We start from the raw sequence: 16,470 nt of genomic DNA, 5'->3' as shown, positions 1-16,470 counted from the left end.
TTTTTCATTTGCGTTTTGGAACGTGAACCCCTTTATACGCTCTGCCAGCTGGCCGGGCGGCCGCACCCGCAAAGCCGAAAGGCTGCGGGTGAGGAAAGTCCGGGCTCCATGGAAACACGGTGCCGGTTAATGGCCGGCGGGGGCGACCCCAGGGAAAGTGCCACAGAAAGCAAACCGCCACGATTTATCGGGGCAAGGGTGAAAGGGTGGGGTAAGAGCCCACCGCGCGACTGGCAACAGGAGCGGCACGGTAAACCCCACCGGGAGCAAAACCGAATAGGGACGGTGTGAGGGGAAACCTTCGAGGGCTGTTTCCGGCTCACCGTCCGGGTAGGTTGCGTGAGGCGCATGGCAACATGCGCCCAAGATGAATGGCCGCCACGTTCTCGCCCCGAAAGGGGCGAGGGCCATACAAAACCCGGCTTACAGGCCAGCTGGCAATTTCTCCCCCATATCGCGATTAATCCTTTGGATCAGCAGTCTGCGCCTTCGGGCGCAGCTGGCGATTCAGGTGCTTGAGCGATTGAATCAAGTACGCATGCTGGGGTCGAGACAAACGCATTTGAAGCTGGTACGATTTAATCGTACCATGATTGTCATGGTTTGATCAGGAGCGCATCATGGGTCACGTCGACAAACGCAGCATCACGCTTTCGCCGGAACTGGCGGCGGCGGTCGACGATGTCGTGGCCGCCGGCGAATATGCCTCGGCCAGCGAAGTCATCCGTGATGCGCTGCGGCAATGGAAAGACCGCCGCGATCTTCTCGGCTACACGGTCGAGGAATTGCGCAGGCTGGTTCAGGAGGGGATCGACAGCGGACCGGCGGTGGACGGCCAGCCCTTCATGGACCGGCTGCGAGCCAAATATCACAGGATGTCGGAAGCTGCAGGCTCGGAAGAGTGAAATATCGGCTGCTTCCTCAGGCGATATCAGATGTCGAAGGCATCGGTGACTACATTGCGGAACATAGCCCAAAGGGAGCCATGCGCCTTGTGGACGCTTTGGAGAGGCGCTGGACACTGCTCACCTTGCACCCGTTCTCAGGTGCGCCGCGCGATGATATCGCGCCCGGCATTCGTCATCTGATCGTCGGCGAATATGTCACTCTGTATCGCATGGGCGAAGACGCGATCGAGATCGTCCCCGTTTTGCACGGCAGGCGCGATATTGGCGCCGACGACTTGGTGACCTAACCGCCAGCTCAGATGCCGATCTTGTCCAGCGATGCCTCGATCGCCTGCCAGAGTTCTTCCACCGGCTCGCAGCCCACCGACAGGCGCACGAAGCCGGGCGGAACCGAATCTCCTCGCTTGGCCCGCCGCTCGGCGGAGGTGTGGACACCCCCGAACGACGTTGCCGCCTGCATCAGCGTGCAGTTGTTGATGAAATCCTCGGCCTTCTCCTGGGAAGCGAGTTCGAAGGACACGAGGAAGCCGAAGCGCTCCATCTGCGCCCGGGCGAGGTTGTGCGACGGGTCGCCCTCCAGCCCGGGGTAGCGCAAGCCGCTAACGGCGCGATGGTTTTTCAGGCGCTTCGCGATCACCTCGGCAGAAGAACACATGCGGTCGAAGCGTACCTCCAGCGTCTCCAGGCCGCGATGCACCAGCCAAGCCTCGAACGGGCCGGGAATGCCGCCCGCGGTCTCGCGCCAGCCGGTGACGTCCGCGATGATGTCTGGATTGCGGCTGGCGACATGGCCGAACAGCACGTCGGAATGCCCATTGGCCGCCTTGGTGTCGGCAGCAACGACAATGTCGGCGCCGAGATCGAGCGGGCGCTGGCCGAACGGCGTCATCGTGGTGTTGTCGACGACGACGATCGCGCCCGCTTGGTGCGCGGCCTCGGTGACGGCTGTGATGTCGCAAATGTCCAATCGCGGATTTGACGGGGTTTCAACGTAGACAAGGCGGTAGCCGCCGAAGCCGCCATCGAGGAATGTAGCTGTCGGCCGCAGATCATAGGCGACGCCGAAGGGCTTGAGGAAGCGTTCGGCCAGCGCGCGTGTGGCATGGTAGCCGTCCGAAGGCAAAAGCACGCGGTCGCCGGATTTCAACAGGCCGAAAAACACCGCCGAGATTGCCGCCATTCCGGATGGGAAGCCGACGCATGGCGCGTCTTCGAGATGCGCCAGCATGTGCTCGACTGCATCCCAGGTGGCGTTGCTGTAGCGGCCGTACTGGCTGTAGCCGGCGCCGTCGCCCGGGTTGTGGAAAATAGCGGCCATGGTCAGCGGCAATGGGATGGGGTCGCCTTTGGCAAGTCCGTCGCGCCGCAGATGGGCAAGGGAGGCCGCGCGGGACCTTGCTGTTTCGGACATGGATTTCTGACCTTGTTGCTCAGCGAAAAGACTGACGACGCTATTCGCGGCAGTGATGCGCGGCAAGCCGCTTCCGCTTGGGCCAGCCCGCTCTAAACGGTTCGTTAGGCTTAATGGGAGATAAAGACGGGAGTGTTGTCAGAGCTGCTCTCACCGGTTGTGGCGCGCGCGTTTGTGAAGCCTGTTCCCGTTGACGCCCATAGTGCCCCATGATATCCCATTTCGATACCAAAGCCTTCGTTCCGCGTCAGGGTAAAGCGTACGCCAATCGGGCAGCCGCGGCGGCTGTGCGTTTGCGGGGTTTTGCCGCTGGGATCGAAGCGGATTTTCGGCAGGGGACGCGCTTCGGCGCGGACGAAAACATGGAGAGGGGTGCGGCGGCGGAAGCGGCTGCAGCGTGTCATGGACCGGTTTCTGTCAAGCGCGGTGAACAGGATCGATGCGAAGGGGCGGGTCTCCGTTCCGGCGCATTTCCGCGCGGTCGTGCAGAAGCGCGGCTATTCGGAACTCTATGCGCTGCGCGGCCTGGACGTGCCTGCGATGGATGTCGGCGGGCTCGATCTGCTCGACCGCTACGAGCAGCGCATCGCGGTGGAAGACCCTTTTTTGCAGACGGCGGACGATATGTCGTTCTTCTGCCATGGCGACGGGACGTTCCTGAAGCTCGATCAGGATGGCCGCATCACGATGAGCGATTTCATCCGCGAGCATACGGGCATCACGAGCGAAGTGGCCTTTGTCGGCCGTGGCAATTTCTTTCAAGTTTGGGAGCCTGGACGGCTGGCCGCCTATGGGGCGCAGGCGCGCGCTCGGCTTTTGCAGCTTCGGCAGGGGACGAAGGCTCACGAGGCCAAGGCTGGGGAACGGCCGGAATGATGGCGGATCACGGCGATGATCTCAGCGCCGTTGGCGGACCGGTCCGCCACATTGCGGTCCTCCTCGCCGAAGTGCTGGAGGCGCTCTCACCCAAAGCCGGCGATGTGATCGTCGACGGCACGTTTGGCGCCGGCGGCTACACCAAGGCGATCTTGGCGAGCGGCGCCTCGGTGGTGGCGATCGATCGCGATCCCGATGCGATTGCCGCCGGGCGCGGCCTGGAACAGCAATCCGGCGGCAGGCTAAGGCTGGTGCAGGCGCCATTTTCGACGCTGGACGAGCAGGTCGAAAGCGCCGACGGCGTTGTCCTCGACATCGGCATTTCCTCCATGCAGGTCGACCAGCCCGAGCGCGGCTTTTCGTTCCGCACCGACGGGCCGCTCGACATGCGCATGGCGCAGGCGGGCTTGAGTGCTGCCGACGTCGTCAATTCGTTCAAGATAGGCGACCTTGCCCGCATCTTCGGCTTCCTCGGCGAAGAGCGGAATGCCGGCCGCATTGCCCGCATGATCGAGTCACGCCGCGAAAAACGTCCGTTCGAGCGCACGCTCGATCTCGCCGACGCCATCGAGACGCATATCGGCCGCGCGCCGAAGGACAAGATTCATCCGGCCACCCGCGTCTTCCAGGCGCTGCGCATTTTCGTCAATGACGAGCTGGGCGAATTGGCCAAAGCCCTAATGGCATCCGAGCGGGTATTGAAGCCCGGCGGGCGGCTTGCCGTGGTGACGTTCCATTCGCTGGAAGACCGCATCGTCAAGCGGTTCATCGCCGACCGCGCCGACGTCGCCACCGGCTCACGTCATTTGCCCGAGGCGCACGCGCGCACTGCGACCTTCCGCAAGGCTGGTGGCGGCGTGACGGCAGGCGATGCCGAGGTCGCTGCCAATCCGCGGGCGCGCTCGGCCAGGCTGCGTACCGCCATCCGCACCGAGGCGCCGGCGCGCGCCGGTGATCTCACCATTTTCGGCCTTCCAAAGCTTCCCGGCATCCAGGCGCCGCGAGAGAGGTGAATACGTGTTTCGAACCAGCGACATAGTCCTGATCGCCGTCATGGTCTCGGCCGCGGCCCTGACCTACAAGGCCAAGCGCGAGGCCGAGGAACAGCTGGCTTCGGTGCAGAAGATCGAGGCGCAGATCCGCTATGAGGAGGACACGATCGACCTGCTCAAGGCCGACTGGAGCCTGCTGACCCAGCCGTCGCGCCTGCAGAAGCTGGCTGAAATCTACAAATCGCAGCTCGCACTCGAGCCGGTCAATGCGCGGCAGATCGTCGGGCTCGACGACCTGCCGGCAAAACCGCTCAACATCGAGGACCTGTCGTCGCAACGGCTTGGCGGCATGGCCGACAATTCCGGCAAAGGACCAGCCGACAAGGATCCCGTGGTCACCGGAGCCATCGTCCAATGATCGCTGGATTTCCAATGCGCGCCAAACTTCCGTCGGTCGGCAAATTGCTGAAGCGCCGCGCACGGACCGGCGAGGACGGCTCCATCGTGGTCGAAGGCGCGCGCAAGGCGACCGGCGGCAAGGCCAAGACCCGCATCGTGATGACGATGGCGGTGTTCTTCGGCATCTATTCGACCATCGCCGGGCGGCTGGTCTATCTCGGTTTCCAGTCCCCCGACATGTCGAATGGGCCGCAAAGCCGGGTGACGGCGTCGCGTCCCGACATCGTCGACCGCAACGGCGAGGTGCTGGCGACCGACATCAAGACGGCATCGCTGTTTGCCGAGCCGCGCCGCATCGTCGATGCCGACGAGGCGATCGAAAAGCTGTCGACCATTCTGCCAGATATCGACCCCGAGCAGACCTATCACAAGCTGAAGAGCGGCGCCGGCTTCGTCTGGCTGCAGCGGCAGCTGACACCCAAGCAGCAGGCCGACATCATGCAGCTCGGCATTCCCGGCATCGGCTTTCGCACCGAAAAGCGCCGCTTCTATCCTGCCGGCGTGACCTCGTCCTACATTGTCGGCCTCACCAACATCGACAATCAGGGCATCTCCGGCATGGAGAAGTACATTGACGAGCAGGGCCTGAGCGACCTGCAGGCCTCAGGCTTGGCGATCGCCAAGGATCTGAAGCCGGTTCAGCTGTCGATCGACCTGCGCGTCCAGCATGTGGTGCGCGACGAGATTGCCGCCGGCCTCGAGCGCTATCGCGCCATGGGCGCCGGCGCAGTCGTGCTCAACATCAAGACCGGCGAAGTGGTGGCGATGGCCTCGGTGCCGGATTTCGATCCGAACAATCCCTTCAATGCGCAGGACAAGGATCGGCTGAACCGCATGTCGGCCGGCCTCTACGAGATGGGATCGACCTTCAAGAGCTTCACCTCGGCCATGGCACTCGATTCCGGCAAGGCGAATATGAACAGCCGTTTCGACGCCTCGCACCCAATCCGGGTCGGCCATCAGGCCATCCACGATTTCCACGGCAAGAACCGCGTGCTGTCATTGCCGGAGGTGTTCCTTTACTCCTCCAATATCGGATCGGCGCGTGAGGCCGAAATGGTCGGCATCGAGGGGCACCGCGAATTCCTGCATCGCCTTGGCCTTCTGGACAGGATGCAGACCGAACTGCCTGAGGTCGCGCGCCCGACCGAACCGAAGGTCTGGAAGCAGGTCAACTCCTTCACCATCGCCTTCGGCCATGGCGTGTCGACGACGCCGCTGCAGGCGGCCGTCGGCTGCGCGGCGCTGATGCAGGGCTATTTGATCCCGCCGACTTTCCTGGTCCGCAGCGAGCAGGATGCCATGGCGGCGGCCAAGAGAGTGGTCAGCGAAAAGACTGTGGAGGGCATGCGCTACCTCTATACGCTCAATGCCGAGAAGGGCTCGGCCAGAAACGCCAGGGCCCCCGGCTACCGCGTTGGCGGCAAGACCGGAACCGCCGAGAAGGTCATCAATGGCCGCTACTCGAAGGAACTGAATTTCAACACCTTCGTCGCCGCCTTCCCGATGGACGATCCGCAATATCTGGTGTTTACGATCGCTGACGCTCCGCACCCGGAAAAGCCAGGAATGACCGACGTTGCCGCCAACAATGCGGGTGTCATGGCCGGAAACATCATCAGGCGGGCAGCCGCCATGCTTGGCGTGAAGCCAGATTTCAGCCATGAAAATGGCGCAACGCTGGTTTCCTATCAGTGATTCTTAGGGCGCGCCGGCAACTGCGCGCCATTTTGTTGAGATAAACGGGGTTCGATGCACCTGAGAGATTTAGCCGGTATCCTGCCTGTCGAGGGAACATCTTCCCGCGATGTGGAGGTAACCGGGATTTCGTCGGATTCCCGCACGGTCAAGACCGGCGTGGTCTTTTTCGCGCTCGCCGGCAGCAAGGCGGATGGTTCGGCCTATGCCGCCGATGCGGCAAAGCGCGGCGCAGCGGCGGTTGTCGTTGGCAACGCCAGCGCCGTTTCCGGCCTGTCCGTCCCGGTGCTCAGCGTCGACGACCCACGCTTGGCGCTGGCGCTGAGCGCGGCACGTTTCTTCGGCAGCCAGCCGGAGACCATGGTCGCGGTTACCGGCACCGCAGGCAAGACCTCGGTCGCCGCCTTCACCAGGCAGATCTGGGAGCAGGCCGGCTTTGCCGCCGCGTCCATTGGCACCACCGGCGTGGTGGCGCCGGGCCGCAACGATTACGGTTCGCTGACCACGCCCGATCCGGTGGCTTTGCACCAGTTGCTCAAGGAATTGGCGGAGGCCGGCGTCACACACGCCTCGATGGAGGCTTCCAGCCATGGTCTCGACCAGCGCCGTCTCGATGGCGTCAAGCTCGCCGCGGGCGGTTTCACCAATCTCGGCCGCGACCATATGGACTATCATCCGACGGTCGAGGACTACCATCGCGCCAAATTGCGCCTGTTCGACACGCTGCTGCCGAAAGGCGCGCCGGCGGTCATCTTTGCCGACGATCCGTGGTCGGCGCCGACCATCCAGGCTGCGCAGGCCGCGGGGCTCAATGTGCTGACTGTCGGCCGCCATGGCGATTTCCTGCGCCTGAAGCGGGTCGAGCACGAGCGCCACCGCCAGCGCGCCGAGGTCGAAGCTGACGGCGTGCTCTACGAGATCGACCTGCCGCTCGCCGGCGACTTCCAGATCGCCAATGCCCTGGTTTCGGCCGGGCTGGCCATTTCCACCGGAACGCCGGTCGCCAAAGCTTTGATGGCGTTGGAGAAACTTCAGGGGGCACCGGGACGGCTCGACCTTGTCGGCGCCACCGCCAATGGCGCGCCCGTCTATGTCGACTATGCCCACAAGCCGGATGCGCTGGAAAATGTACTGGCCGCCGTGCGCCCATTCACCACCGGGCGCGTCATCGTCGTGTTCGGCTGCGGCGGCGACCGCGACCGGGGCAAGCGGCCGATCATGGGCGAGATCGCCACGCGGCTCGCCGATGTCGTCATCGTCACCGACGACAATCCGCGCTCGGAAGTGCCGGAAACGATCCGTGCCGCGATCCTGGCGGCCGCGCCCGGCGCCATTGAAATCGGCGACCGCCGCAAGGCGATCCACGAAGCGGTCGCCATGCTGAAAGCGGGCGATACGCTGATCGTTGCCGGCAAGGGCCATGAAGAGGGCCAGACCATCGGCGCCGAGACTTTTCCGTTCTCCGACCACGAAGAAGTCCGGTCGGCGCTGCGGGAGCGGGCCGCATGAGCGTGCTCTGGACTTCCGAGGCGCTGGTCGACGCCATGGGCGGTCGGCCGCTCGGGCCGATGCCGGAGGGAATTTCGGGGATCTCGATCGACAGCCGCAGCCTGCAGCCGGGCGACGCCTTCTTCGCCATCAAGGGCGAGGCGATGGACGGCCATGACTTCGCGACCGCGGCGATCAAGGCCGGCGCCGGCGTTCTGGTCGTCGCCGAGGGCAAATTGCCGTCGCTTGGGCGGCTGACGGCGCCGATGATCGTCGTGCAGGATGTGCTGGCAGCACTGGAGAAACTCGGTGTTGCCGCCCGCGCCCGTTCCAGCGCAAAAATCATCGCGGTGACCGGATCGGCCGGCAAGACCACCACCAAGGAGGCGCTGCGTCATGTGCTGTCGGCCGTCGGCACGGTGCATGCTTCGGCGCAGTCCTTCAACAATCATTGGGGCGTGCCGCTGACGCTGGCGCGCATGCCCGGCGATTGCGACTATGCGGTGTTCGAGATCGGCATGAACCATCCCGGCGAGATCCGGCCGTTGGTCAAGATGGTCCGGCCACATGTGGCCATCGTCACGATGATCGCCGCCGCGCATCTCGGCTTCTTTAGAAATCTCGACGAGATCGCCAAGGCCAAGGCCGAGATTTTTGAAGGCATCGAGCCCGGCGGTGCGGCCTTGCTCAACCGCGACGATGCGCGCTGGAAGCTGCTCGACAAGATGGCGCGGGCCGCCGGCGTCGAACATGTCTTTGGCTTCGGCGAGAATGCACGGTCGACCTACAAGCTGACCAAATGCGAGCTGCATGCCGATCATTCCGATATCACCGCCAGGATCGGCGGTCAGGATGTCGTTGCCCGGCTCGGCGCGCCTGGCCGCCACATGGTGCAGAATGTGCTCGCCGTTCTTGGCGCGGCGCATCTCGTTGAAGCCGACATCGGCAAGGTGGCCTTGGCACTGGCCGATCTGTCGGCCGAGCGTGGCCGTGGGAAGCGCCATATGCTTCGCCACCCCAAGGGACCGATCACACTGATCGACGAGAGCTACAACGCCAATCCGGCCTCGATGGCTGCTGCCATGGCGCTGCTCAACGCGACGCCTGTCACGGGCGAGGGCCGGCGCATCGCCGTGCTCGGCGACATGCTCGAGCTCGGCGACCATTCGGCCAAGCTCCATGCAGCCCTTGCCGAGTTGATCGTCGGCACCGGCACAAACACGGTCTTTCTCGGCGGTCCGGAAATGCGGGCGCTGGCAGACATCCTGCCCGACGAGATCAAAACGGAATACCGCGCCGGCGCCGAGGAATTGAAGCCGCTGTTGTTGTCGACGCTGAAGGCCGGCGACGTTGTGATGATCAAATCGTCGAAAGGCATCGGCTTTTCAAAGCTGGTCGAGGCCTTGCTCGGCAAATATCCGGCGGAAGCCGCAGGCACGAAACAGAACTAGTCCGGGGGACGGAATCGCATGTTTACATTGCTCGTCGATTTTGCGGACAAGGTCTCGGTCTTCAATGTCTTCCGCTACATTACCTTCCGCACCGGCGGTGCGCTGATCACCTCGGCGTTGATCGTCTTCATCTTCGGGCCGACCATCATCAATTCGCTGAGGCTGCGGCAAGGCAAGGGCCAGCCGATCCGTGCCGATGGCCCGCAGACGCATTTCAAGAAGGCCGGCACGCCGACCATGGGCGGGCTGATGATCCTGTGCGGCATCGTCGGCTCGTCGCTTCTATGGGCGAACCTCTCCTCGATCTATGTCTGGGTGGTGCTCTTGGTGACGCTGGGCTTCGGTTCGATCGGCTTTTACGACGACTATCTCAAGGTAACCAAGCAGTCGCATCTCGGCTTTTCCGGCAAGGCGCGGCTGGCGTTGGAATTCGTCATCGCCGGCATCGCCGCCTGGGCGATCATGCATAATGGCCAGGCGCCGTTCTCATCGTCGCTGACTTTCCCCTTCGCCAAGGAATTCATCATCAATCTCGGCTGGTTCTTCGTGCCGTTCTCCTGCTTCGTCATTGTCGGCGCCGGCAATGCGGTGAATTTGACCGATGGCCTCGACGGGCTGGCGATCGTGCCGATCATGATCGCGGCGGCATCCTTTGGCGTCATCGCCTACCTCTCCGGCAACGCGGTGTTCGCCGAATACCTGCAGATCCATTTCGTGCCCGGCACCGGCGAACTGGCCGTCGTGCTCGGCGCCGTCATCGGCGCCGGCCTCGGCTTCCTCTGGTTCAACGCGCCGCCGGCGGCGATCTTCATGGGCGACACCGGTTCGCTGGCCATGGGCGGCCTGATCGGTACGGTCGCCGTCGCCACCAAACACGAGATCGTGCTGGTCATCGTCGGTGGATTGTTTGTCGTGGAAATCCTGTCGGTCATCATCCAGGTCGGCTACTTCAAGATGACCGGCAAGCGCGTGTTCCTGATGGCGCCGATCCATCATCATTTCGAAAAGCTCGGCTGGACCGAAAGCCAGGTGGTGATCCGCTTCTGGATCATCGCCGTCATCCTGGCGCTGGTCGGCCTGTCGACCCTCAAGCTGAGATAGGAACCCGCTTGATCCCCGCCGCATCCTTTTCGGGCAAACGCGTTTCGCTCTTCGGGCTCGGTGGCTCGGGGATCGCCACGGCGCGCGCGCTGATCGAGGGCGGCGCCGACGTGCTCGCCTGGGACGACAATCCCGATAGCGTCGCCAAGGCTGCTGACCAAGGCATTGCGACCGCCGATCTGCGCGGCGCCGACTGGTCGAAATTCTCGGCCTTCGTGCTCTCACCCGGCGTGCCGCTGACGCATCCCAAGCCGCACTGGACGGTGGAGTTGGCGCGTGGCTCCGGCGTCGAGGTGATCGGCGATATCGAATTGTTCTGCCGCGAGCGGATTGCGCGCGCGCCTGATGCGCCGTTCATCGCTATCACCGGCACCAACGGCAAGTCGACGACCACGGCGCTGACCGCGCATATCCTCAAATCGGCAGGGCGCGACACGCAGATGGGCGGCAATATCGGCCGGGCAATCATGACGCTCGATCCACCGCAGGCTGACCGGGACTATGTCGTCGAGTGTTCGTCCTACCAGATCGATCTCGCGCCCTCGATCAACCCGACGGCCGGCATCCTGCTCAACCTGACGCCCGACCATCTCGACCGCCACGGCACCATGCAGCATTACGCTTCGATCAAGGAGCGGCTGGTTGCCGGCAGCGAGACGGCGATCGTCGGCGTTGACGATTCCTGGTGCGCGCAGATCGCTGACCGGCTGGAGAGGGCGGGCCGGGAGGTGATCCGCATCTCCAAGCGGCTGCCGCTGACCGACGGCTATTTCGCCGACGGCTCTGATCTGATGGAAGCCGTGCATGGCCGCTACAGCCGCGTCGCCTTCCTCGAAGGCATCGGTTCGTTGCGCGGCCAGCACAATGCGCAGAACGCGCTTGCCGCCGTCGCAGCTTGCCTCAAGGTCGGCTTGAGCCTGGGCGAAATCCAGGCGGGACTGGAAAGCTTCCCCGGCCTCGCGCATCGCATGGAGCAGGTCGGCCGCAAGGATCATGTGCTGTTCGTCAACGATTCCAAGGCGACCAATGCCGATGCGGCGGCACCGGCGCTGTCGAGTTTTTCGCGCATTTACTGGATCGCCGGCGGACTGCCCAAGGAAGGCGGCATCGAGCCGCTGCGCGGTTTCTTCCCGCGCGTCGCCAAGGCCTATCTGATCGGCGAGGCGGCGCCCGCATTCTCGGCGACGCTCGGCGAAGCCGTGCCCTATGAAATCTCGGGCACCCTGGCCGCCGCGGTCGACCATGCCGCGAAAGACTCGGCCAAGGATGACAACGGCGAGGTGGTGGTACTGCTGTCGCCGGCCTGCGCCAGTTTCGACCAGTTCAAGAATTTCGAAGTTCGCGGCGAAGCCTTCAGGCAAGCTGCGAATGCTATCGAGGGTGTCAAACCCATCGGAGGGGCACGATAATGCAAAGCCGTCTCGACAAAAGCCCGGTTGCAACCTGGTGGTGGACGATCGATCGCTGGTTCCTGGCGGCGTTCCTGTCGCTGATGGGGCTTGGCATCGTCTTGTCCTTTGCGGCAAGCCCGGCGGTGGCCGAACGCATCGGCCTCGACAGTTTCCACTTTGCCACCAGGCAGATCATCTTCACCGTGCCGGCGCTCGGCGTGATGCTGGCGGTCTCCTTCCTGGAATCGCGGCAGATCCGGCGCATGGCGCTGATCATCCTGGGCATCATGCTGGTGCTGATGGTGGCCGTGCTCTACATCGGCGTCGAGGTGAAGGGCGCGCGGCGCTGGGTGTCGTTTGTCGGCATGTCGATCCAGCCGTCGGAATTTCTGAAACCCGCCTTCGTCATCGTTTGCGCCTGGCTGTTCGCCGAACACAAGCGCCAGCCCGACATCCCCGGCAATTTGTTTGCCATGCTGCTGCTGATCCTGGTCATCTCGCTTCTGGTGGCGCAGCCCGATCTCGGCCAGACCATGCTGGTGACCGGCACCTGGGGCGTCATGTTCTTCATGGCCGGCCTGCCATGGCTATGGATCATCGCGCTTGGCGCCACCGGCGCCGGCGGCCTGTTTGCCGCCTATACGGTGTTCCCGCACGTCGCCGCCCGCATCGACAAATTCCTAACCGGCGAAGGCGACACGTTCCAGGTCGACATGGGCCGCGAGGCGCTGATCAACGGCCACTGGTTCGGCGTCGGCCCGGGCGAGGGCACCGTCAAGCGCGTCATCCCCGACGCGCATGCCGACTTCGTCTTTTCGGTCGCCGGCGAAGAGTTCGGGCTGATCATGTGCTTCTTCATCATGTCGATCTTCGCCTTCATCGTGCTGCGCGGCCTCAGCACGGCGCTGAAGGAACATGATGATTTCACCCGCTACGCCGTCGGCGGTCTCGTCACCGTGTTCGGCCTGCAGTCGGTCATCAACATGTGCGTCAACCTGCAGCTGATGCCGGCCAAGGGCATGACGCTGCCTTTCATCTCCTATGGCGGCTCCTCGCAGATCGCCATTGCCATCTCGATGGGCATGGTGCTGGCGCTGACGCGCAAGCGACCGGAAAAGCGCAAGCAGATGGGCTTTGCCCTGTCGCAGCGCGCCCTGCCGGCGGAGTGATATGGCGCGGGGTGTCATCCTTCTCGCGGCGGGCGGAACAGGCGGACATTTGTTTCCGGCCGAGGCGCTGGCGCATGAGCTGATCGAGCGCGGCTGGGGCGTGCATCTGGCGACGGACGACCGCGCCGAGCGCTTTGCCGGCCATTTCCCGGCCGCCGCCATCCATCCGATCCAGTCGGCGACGATGGGCTCGAAAAACCCTGTCGCGCTGCTTGGCGCGTTCTGGAAGATCTGGCGCGGCGTGCGCCAGGCCTCCGCCGTCATCGCCAGGATCAAGCCTGATGCGGTCGTCGGCTTTGGCGGTTATCCGACCTTGCCACCGCTCTATGCCGCGACGCGGCGCAAGCTGCCGACGCTGATCCATGAGCAGAACGCAGTGATGGGCCGCGCCAACCGGGCGCTGTCCGGGCGCGTCGATGCGATTGCCGGCGGCTTCCTGCCGCAAGATGAAAGTGCCACAGGCGCCAAGACGGTGACGACAGGCAATCCGGTCAGGCCGCCAATCCTGGAGGCGGCCAAGACGCCCTACACCGCATCCAAAGGGGCGGATCCGTTCAGGCTCCTGGTGTTCGGCGGCAGCCAGGGCGCGCAGTTCTTTTCCGACGCCATGCCGACAGCGATCGCACTTCTGCCGGAGGCGCAGCGCAAGCGGCTGGTGATCACCCAGCAGGCCCGCGCCGACGACGTGGCGCGGGTGAAGGCCGGTTATGCGGCACTCGGCGTCCATGTCGAGGTCTCGCCCTTCTTCACCGACATGGCACAGCGCATGGGCGCGGCGCATCTGGTGATCTCGCGCTCCGGCGCCTCGACGGTTTCGGAGATCGCCGTCATCGGCCGGCCGGCGCTGCTGGTGCCTTATCCCTATGCGCTGGATCACGATCAGGCGGCGAACGCAGCCGCCCTTGCCGCGGCGGGCGGCGGCGAGGTGCATCCGCAATCGTCACTGTCGCCGGAGCGCATCGCGGCTCTCATTGGCGGGCTGATGGACACTCCCGAGCGGCTGACGGCCATGGCTGCCGGAGCGAAGTCGGCTGGCCGGCCGAACGCGGCACGGTTGCTCGCTGATCTCACAGAGGCTATTGCGTCCAGAAAAACCGTTTCGGATTTCAGGAAAGGGACGCATTGATGAAGATGCCGCAGACCATCGGCCTTGTGCATTTCATCGGCATTGGCGGCATCGGCATGAGCGGCATCGCCGAGGTTCTGCACAATCTCGGCTACAAGGTGCAGGGTTCGGACCAGGCCGACAGCGCCAATGTCCAGCGGCTGCGCGACAAGGGCATCGAATGCTTTGTCGGCCACAAGGCCGAGAATATCGGCGCGGCCGAAGTGGTGGTCGTCTCCACCGCGATCAAGAAATCCAATCCCGAGCTGAAGGCCGCGCGGGAGAAGTTGCTCCCAATTGTCCGCCGGGCCGAGATGCTGGCCGAACTGATGCGCTTCCGCCAGGCGGTCGCGATCGGTGGCACGCATGGCAAGACCACAACCACGTCGATGGTGGCGACGCTGCTCGATGCCGGCGGGCTCGACCCGACGGTGATCAATGGCGGCATCATCAATGCCTATGGCACCAATGCCCGTATGGGCGATGGCGAGTGGATGGTGGTCGAAGCCGACGAAAGCGACGGCACCTTCCTCAAGCTGCCGGCCGAGATCGCCGTCGTCACCAACATCGATCCCGAGCATCTGGACCATTATGGCAGTTTCGACAAGGTGCGCGAGGCCTTCCGGCAATTCGTCGAGAACGTGCCGTTCTACGGTTTTGGCGTGATGTGCACCGACCATCCGGAAGTACAGGCGCTGGTCAGCCGCATCGAGGACCGCCGCGTCATCACCTATGGCGAGAACGCGCAGGCCGATGTGCGTTTCACCAACCACCGCATGGCCGGTGCCGTCTCGGCATTCGACGTGGTGATCCGCGACCGCAAGACCGGCGGCCAGACGACGATATCGGATCTGCGGCTGCCGATGCCCGGCCGCCACAACGTCTCCAACGCCACCGCCGCAATTGCGGTCGCGCATGAACTCGGCCTGTCGGCCGAAGCGATCAAGAAAGGGCTGTCGTCCTTTGCCGGCGTCAAGCGGCGCTTCACCCACACCGGCTCGTGGAACGGCGTCGACATCTTCGACGATTACGGCCACCACCCGGTCGAGATCACGGCGGTGTTGAAAGCGGCGCGCAGCGCCACCAAGGGCCGCGTCATCGCCATTGCGCAGCCGCACCGCTTCACCCGGCTGCACGATCTGTTCGACGAATTTTCGGTCTGTTTCAACGATGCCGACACGGTGATGGTGGCGCCGGTCTATGCGGCGGGCGAGGAGCCGATCGACGGCGTGACCTCGGAGGCGCTGGTGTCGCGCATCCGCTCCGGGGGCCATCGCGATGCGCGCTACGTCGAAACCCCTGCCGCGATTTCGCCCGTCATCCGCGCGTTGGCGAAACCGGGCGACTTCGTCATCTTCCTGGGCGCCGGCAACATCACCCAATGGGCCTATGCGCTGCCTGGGGAACTCGGCGGTACCGTCTCATGATGCGCGGCCAGGACCTGCTCGACAAACTTGGCGACCGGCTTGCCGGCCTGCGCGGCCGCATCACGCCCAATGCCGAGATGGACAAGATCACCTGGTTCCGCGCCGGCGGTCTGGCGGACGCCCTGTTCCAGCCGGCCGACGAGGAGGATCTGGCTGCCTTCCTGCGCGCCGTGCCGGAGGACATCCCGCTCACCATCGTCGGTGTCGGCTCCAACCTCCTGGTGCGCGACGGCGGCATTCCAGGTTTCGTCATCCGGCTTTCGGCCAAGGGCTTTGGCGAGGCCGAGGTGGTTTCGCCGACCGTCATCAAGGCCGGTGCTGCGACGCCCGACAAGCGCGTCGCGGCCGTCGCTTATGAGGCCGGCATTGGCGGCTTTCATTTCTATCACGGCATTCCCGGCGCCATCGGCGGGGCGCTGAGGATGAATGCCGGCGCCAATGGCGTCGAGACGCGGGAACGTGTCGTCGAGGTTCGGGCGCTCGACCGCAAGGGCAATCTCCACACCCTCAGCAATGAAGACATGGGCTATGCCTATCGTCACTCGGCCGCACCTGCCGGGCTGATCTTCACCTCCGCCGTTTTCGAAGGTGTTCTGGAAGACCAGGAGGCGATCAAGGCGGCCATGGACGCCGTCCAGACGCATCGCGAGACGGTGCAGCCGATCCGCGAGAAGACCGGCGGCTCGACCTTCAAGAATCCGGAAGGCACCTCGGCCTGGAAGGAAATCGACAAGGCCGGCTGCCGCGGGCTGATGATCGGCGGCGCGCAGATGTCGCCGATGCACTGCAACTTCATGATCAACACCGGAACAGCGACCGGATACGACCTCGAATATCTCGGCGAGACGGTGCGCGCCCGCGTGCTTGAAAATTCAGGCATCCGCCTGCAGTGGGAAATCAAGCGGCTCGGCAATTTCCGCCCCGGCCATGCCGTGCAGGAATTCCTCGGACAGCTTCTTTAGCGCAAGCTGAAGTTCATGTGATGCTTGAACTT

Annotated in this window: 15 protein-coding genes and 1 other RNA gene; 15 read left to right on the top strand and 1 reads right to left on the bottom strand. The window is 64.0% G+C overall.

Annotated features, from left to right (window positions below):
• Positions 1–44: 44 nt before the first annotated feature.
• The 3 genes from rnpB (at position 45) to NKH22_RS07460 (ending at position 1,195) form a co-directional block, all read left to right on the top strand.
• Positions 45–442: RNase P RNA component class A (rnpB, locus tag NKH22_RS07470), an RNA gene on the top strand.
• A gap of 178 nt (positions 443–620) precedes the next feature.
• A complete protein-coding gene (locus tag NKH22_RS07465; RefSeq protein WP_023668264.1) occupies positions 621–905 on the top strand; it encodes a type II toxin-antitoxin system ParD family antitoxin in 285 nt (94 codons plus the stop codon).
• Positions 902–1,195, top strand: coding sequence for a type II toxin-antitoxin system RelE/ParE family toxin (locus NKH22_RS07460; RefSeq protein ID WP_352909271.1), 294 nt, complete (start codon positions 902–904; stop codon positions 1,193–1,195). Before NKH22_RS07465 ends, NKH22_RS07460 begins: the two co-directional genes overlap by 4 nt.
• Before the next feature lie 8 nt (positions 1,196–1,203).
• Here the strand turns inward: NKH22_RS07460 and NKH22_RS07455 are convergent, their stop codons facing one another.
• Positions 1,204–2,319, bottom strand: coding sequence for a cystathionine gamma-lyase (locus NKH22_RS07455; protein ID WP_027050624.1), 1,116 nt, complete (start codon positions 2,317–2,319; stop codon positions 1,204–1,206).
• 402 nt (positions 2,320–2,721) lie between these two features.
• Between NKH22_RS07455 and mraZ the strand changes: the two genes are divergently transcribed.
• From mraZ to murB, 12 genes are read left to right on the top strand one after another with little or no spacing between them, the layout of a single operon-like run.
• A complete protein-coding gene (gene mraZ, locus NKH22_RS07450) occupies positions 2,722–3,195 on the top strand; it encodes a division/cell wall cluster transcriptional repressor MraZ (RefSeq protein ID WP_023815575.1) in 474 nt (157 codons plus the stop codon).
• Positions 3,192–4,208, top strand: a complete 1,017-nt coding sequence (rsmH, locus tag NKH22_RS07445; RefSeq protein WP_023682143.1) for a 16S rRNA (cytosine(1402)-N(4))-methyltransferase RsmH — start codon at positions 3,192–3,194, stop codon at positions 4,206–4,208. Before mraZ ends, rsmH begins: the two co-directional genes overlap by 4 nt.
• A gap of 4 nt (positions 4,209–4,212) precedes the next feature.
• Positions 4,213–4,605 carry a cell division protein FtsL gene (gene ftsL / locus NKH22_RS07440; RefSeq protein WP_023682142.1) on the top strand — a complete coding sequence of 131 codons (393 nt, stop codon included), beginning with the start codon at positions 4,213–4,215 and terminating at the stop codon, positions 4,603–4,605.
• A gap of 14 nt (positions 4,606–4,619) precedes the next feature.
• Complete coding sequence (locus NKH22_RS07435; RefSeq protein WP_023690872.1) at positions 4,620–6,344, top strand: peptidoglycan D,D-transpeptidase FtsI family protein; 1,725 nt, start codon at positions 4,620–4,622, stop codon at positions 6,342–6,344.
• A gap of 54 nt (positions 6,345–6,398) precedes the next feature.
• Positions 6,399–7,853, top strand: coding sequence for a UDP-N-acetylmuramoyl-L-alanyl-D-glutamate--2,6-diaminopimelate ligase (locus NKH22_RS07430; protein WP_352909269.1), 1,455 nt, complete (start codon positions 6,399–6,401; stop codon positions 7,851–7,853).
• A complete protein-coding gene (locus NKH22_RS07425) occupies positions 7,850–9,283 on the top strand; it encodes a UDP-N-acetylmuramoylalanyl-D-glutamyl-2,6-diaminopimelate--D-alanyl-D-alanine ligase (protein ID WP_352909268.1) in 1,434 nt (477 codons plus the stop codon). The genes NKH22_RS07430 and NKH22_RS07425 overlap by 4 nt, the downstream gene beginning before the upstream one ends.
• A gap of 18 nt (positions 9,284–9,301) precedes the next feature.
• Complete coding sequence (gene mraY, locus NKH22_RS07420) at positions 9,302–10,384, top strand: phospho-N-acetylmuramoyl-pentapeptide-transferase (protein ID WP_023668273.1); 1,083 nt, start codon at positions 9,302–9,304, stop codon at positions 10,382–10,384.
• 8 nt (positions 10,385–10,392) lie between these two features.
• Positions 10,393–11,793 (top strand): UDP-N-acetylmuramoyl-L-alanine--D-glutamate ligase, encoded by a 1,401-nt coding sequence (gene murD, locus NKH22_RS07415; protein ID WP_023682137.1) that lies wholly within the window; start codon positions 10,393–10,395, stop codon positions 11,791–11,793.
• Entirely contained in the window at positions 11,793–12,944 is a 1,152-nt protein-coding gene (ftsW, locus tag NKH22_RS07410) for a putative lipid II flippase FtsW (protein WP_023668275.1), read from the top strand. The genes murD and ftsW overlap by 1 nt, the downstream gene beginning before the upstream one ends.
• A 1-nt stretch (position 12,945) precedes the next feature.
• Positions 12,946–14,070: an undecaprenyldiphospho-muramoylpentapeptide beta-N-acetylglucosaminyltransferase gene (murG, locus tag NKH22_RS07405; RefSeq protein WP_023668276.1), complete on the top strand. Its 1,125-nt coding sequence runs from the start codon at positions 12,946–12,948 to the stop codon at positions 14,068–14,070.
• Entirely contained in the window at positions 14,070–15,476 is a 1,407-nt protein-coding gene (gene murC, locus NKH22_RS07400; protein ID WP_023668277.1) for a UDP-N-acetylmuramate--L-alanine ligase, read from the top strand. The genes murG and murC overlap by 1 nt, the downstream gene beginning before the upstream one ends.
• Positions 15,473–16,438, top strand: a complete 966-nt coding sequence (murB, locus tag NKH22_RS07395; protein ID WP_027050618.1) for a UDP-N-acetylmuramate dehydrogenase — start codon at positions 15,473–15,475, stop codon at positions 16,436–16,438. Before murC ends, murB begins: the two co-directional genes overlap by 4 nt.
• The last annotated feature ends 32 nt before the right edge of the window (positions 16,439–16,470 follow it).

It is taken from the genome of Mesorhizobium sp. M1252 (genome assembly GCF_040318265.1).
GTDB lineage: Bacteria > Pseudomonadota > Alphaproteobacteria > Rhizobiales > Rhizobiaceae > Mesorhizobium.
The sequence above is the reverse complement of the archived record's forward strand: the minus strand, read 5'-3'. Positions and strand labels throughout refer to the sequence as shown.

Coding starts and splice junctions, on each gene's coding strand:
- mraZ (WP_023815575.1), top strand. CDS start 2,722: ATGGACCGGTTTCTGTCAAGCGCGGTGAACAGGATCGATGCGAAGGGG.
- murG (WP_023668276.1), top strand. CDS start 12,946: ATGGCGCGGGGTGTCATCCTTCTCGCGGCGGGCGGAACAGGCGGACAT.
- NKH22_RS07465 (WP_023668264.1), top strand. CDS start 621: ATGGGTCACGTCGACAAACGCAGCATCACGCTTTCGCCGGAACTGGCG.
- ftsW (WP_023668275.1), top strand. CDS start 11,793: ATGCAAAGCCGTCTCGACAAAAGCCCGGTTGCAACCTGGTGGTGGACG.
- murB (WP_027050618.1), top strand. CDS start 15,473: ATGATGCGCGGCCAGGACCTGCTCGACAAACTTGGCGACCGGCTTGCC.
- mraY (WP_023668273.1), top strand. CDS start 9,302: ATGTTTACATTGCTCGTCGATTTTGCGGACAAGGTCTCGGTCTTCAAT.
- murC (WP_023668277.1), top strand. CDS start 14,070: ATGAAGATGCCGCAGACCATCGGCCTTGTGCATTTCATCGGCATTGGC.
- NKH22_RS07430 (WP_352909269.1), top strand. CDS start 6,399: ATGCACCTGAGAGATTTAGCCGGTATCCTGCCTGTCGAGGGAACATCT.
- NKH22_RS07455 (WP_027050624.1), bottom strand. CDS start 2,319: ATGTCCGAAACAGCAAGGTCCCGCGCGGCCTCCCTTGCCCATCTGCGG.
- rsmH (WP_023682143.1), top strand. CDS start 3,192: ATGATGGCGGATCACGGCGATGATCTCAGCGCCGTTGGCGGACCGGTC.
- NKH22_RS07425 (WP_352909268.1), top strand. CDS start 7,850: ATGAGCGTGCTCTGGACTTCCGAGGCGCTGGTCGACGCCATGGGCGGT.
- NKH22_RS07435 (WP_023690872.1), top strand. CDS start 4,620: ATGCGCGCCAAACTTCCGTCGGTCGGCAAATTGCTGAAGCGCCGCGCA.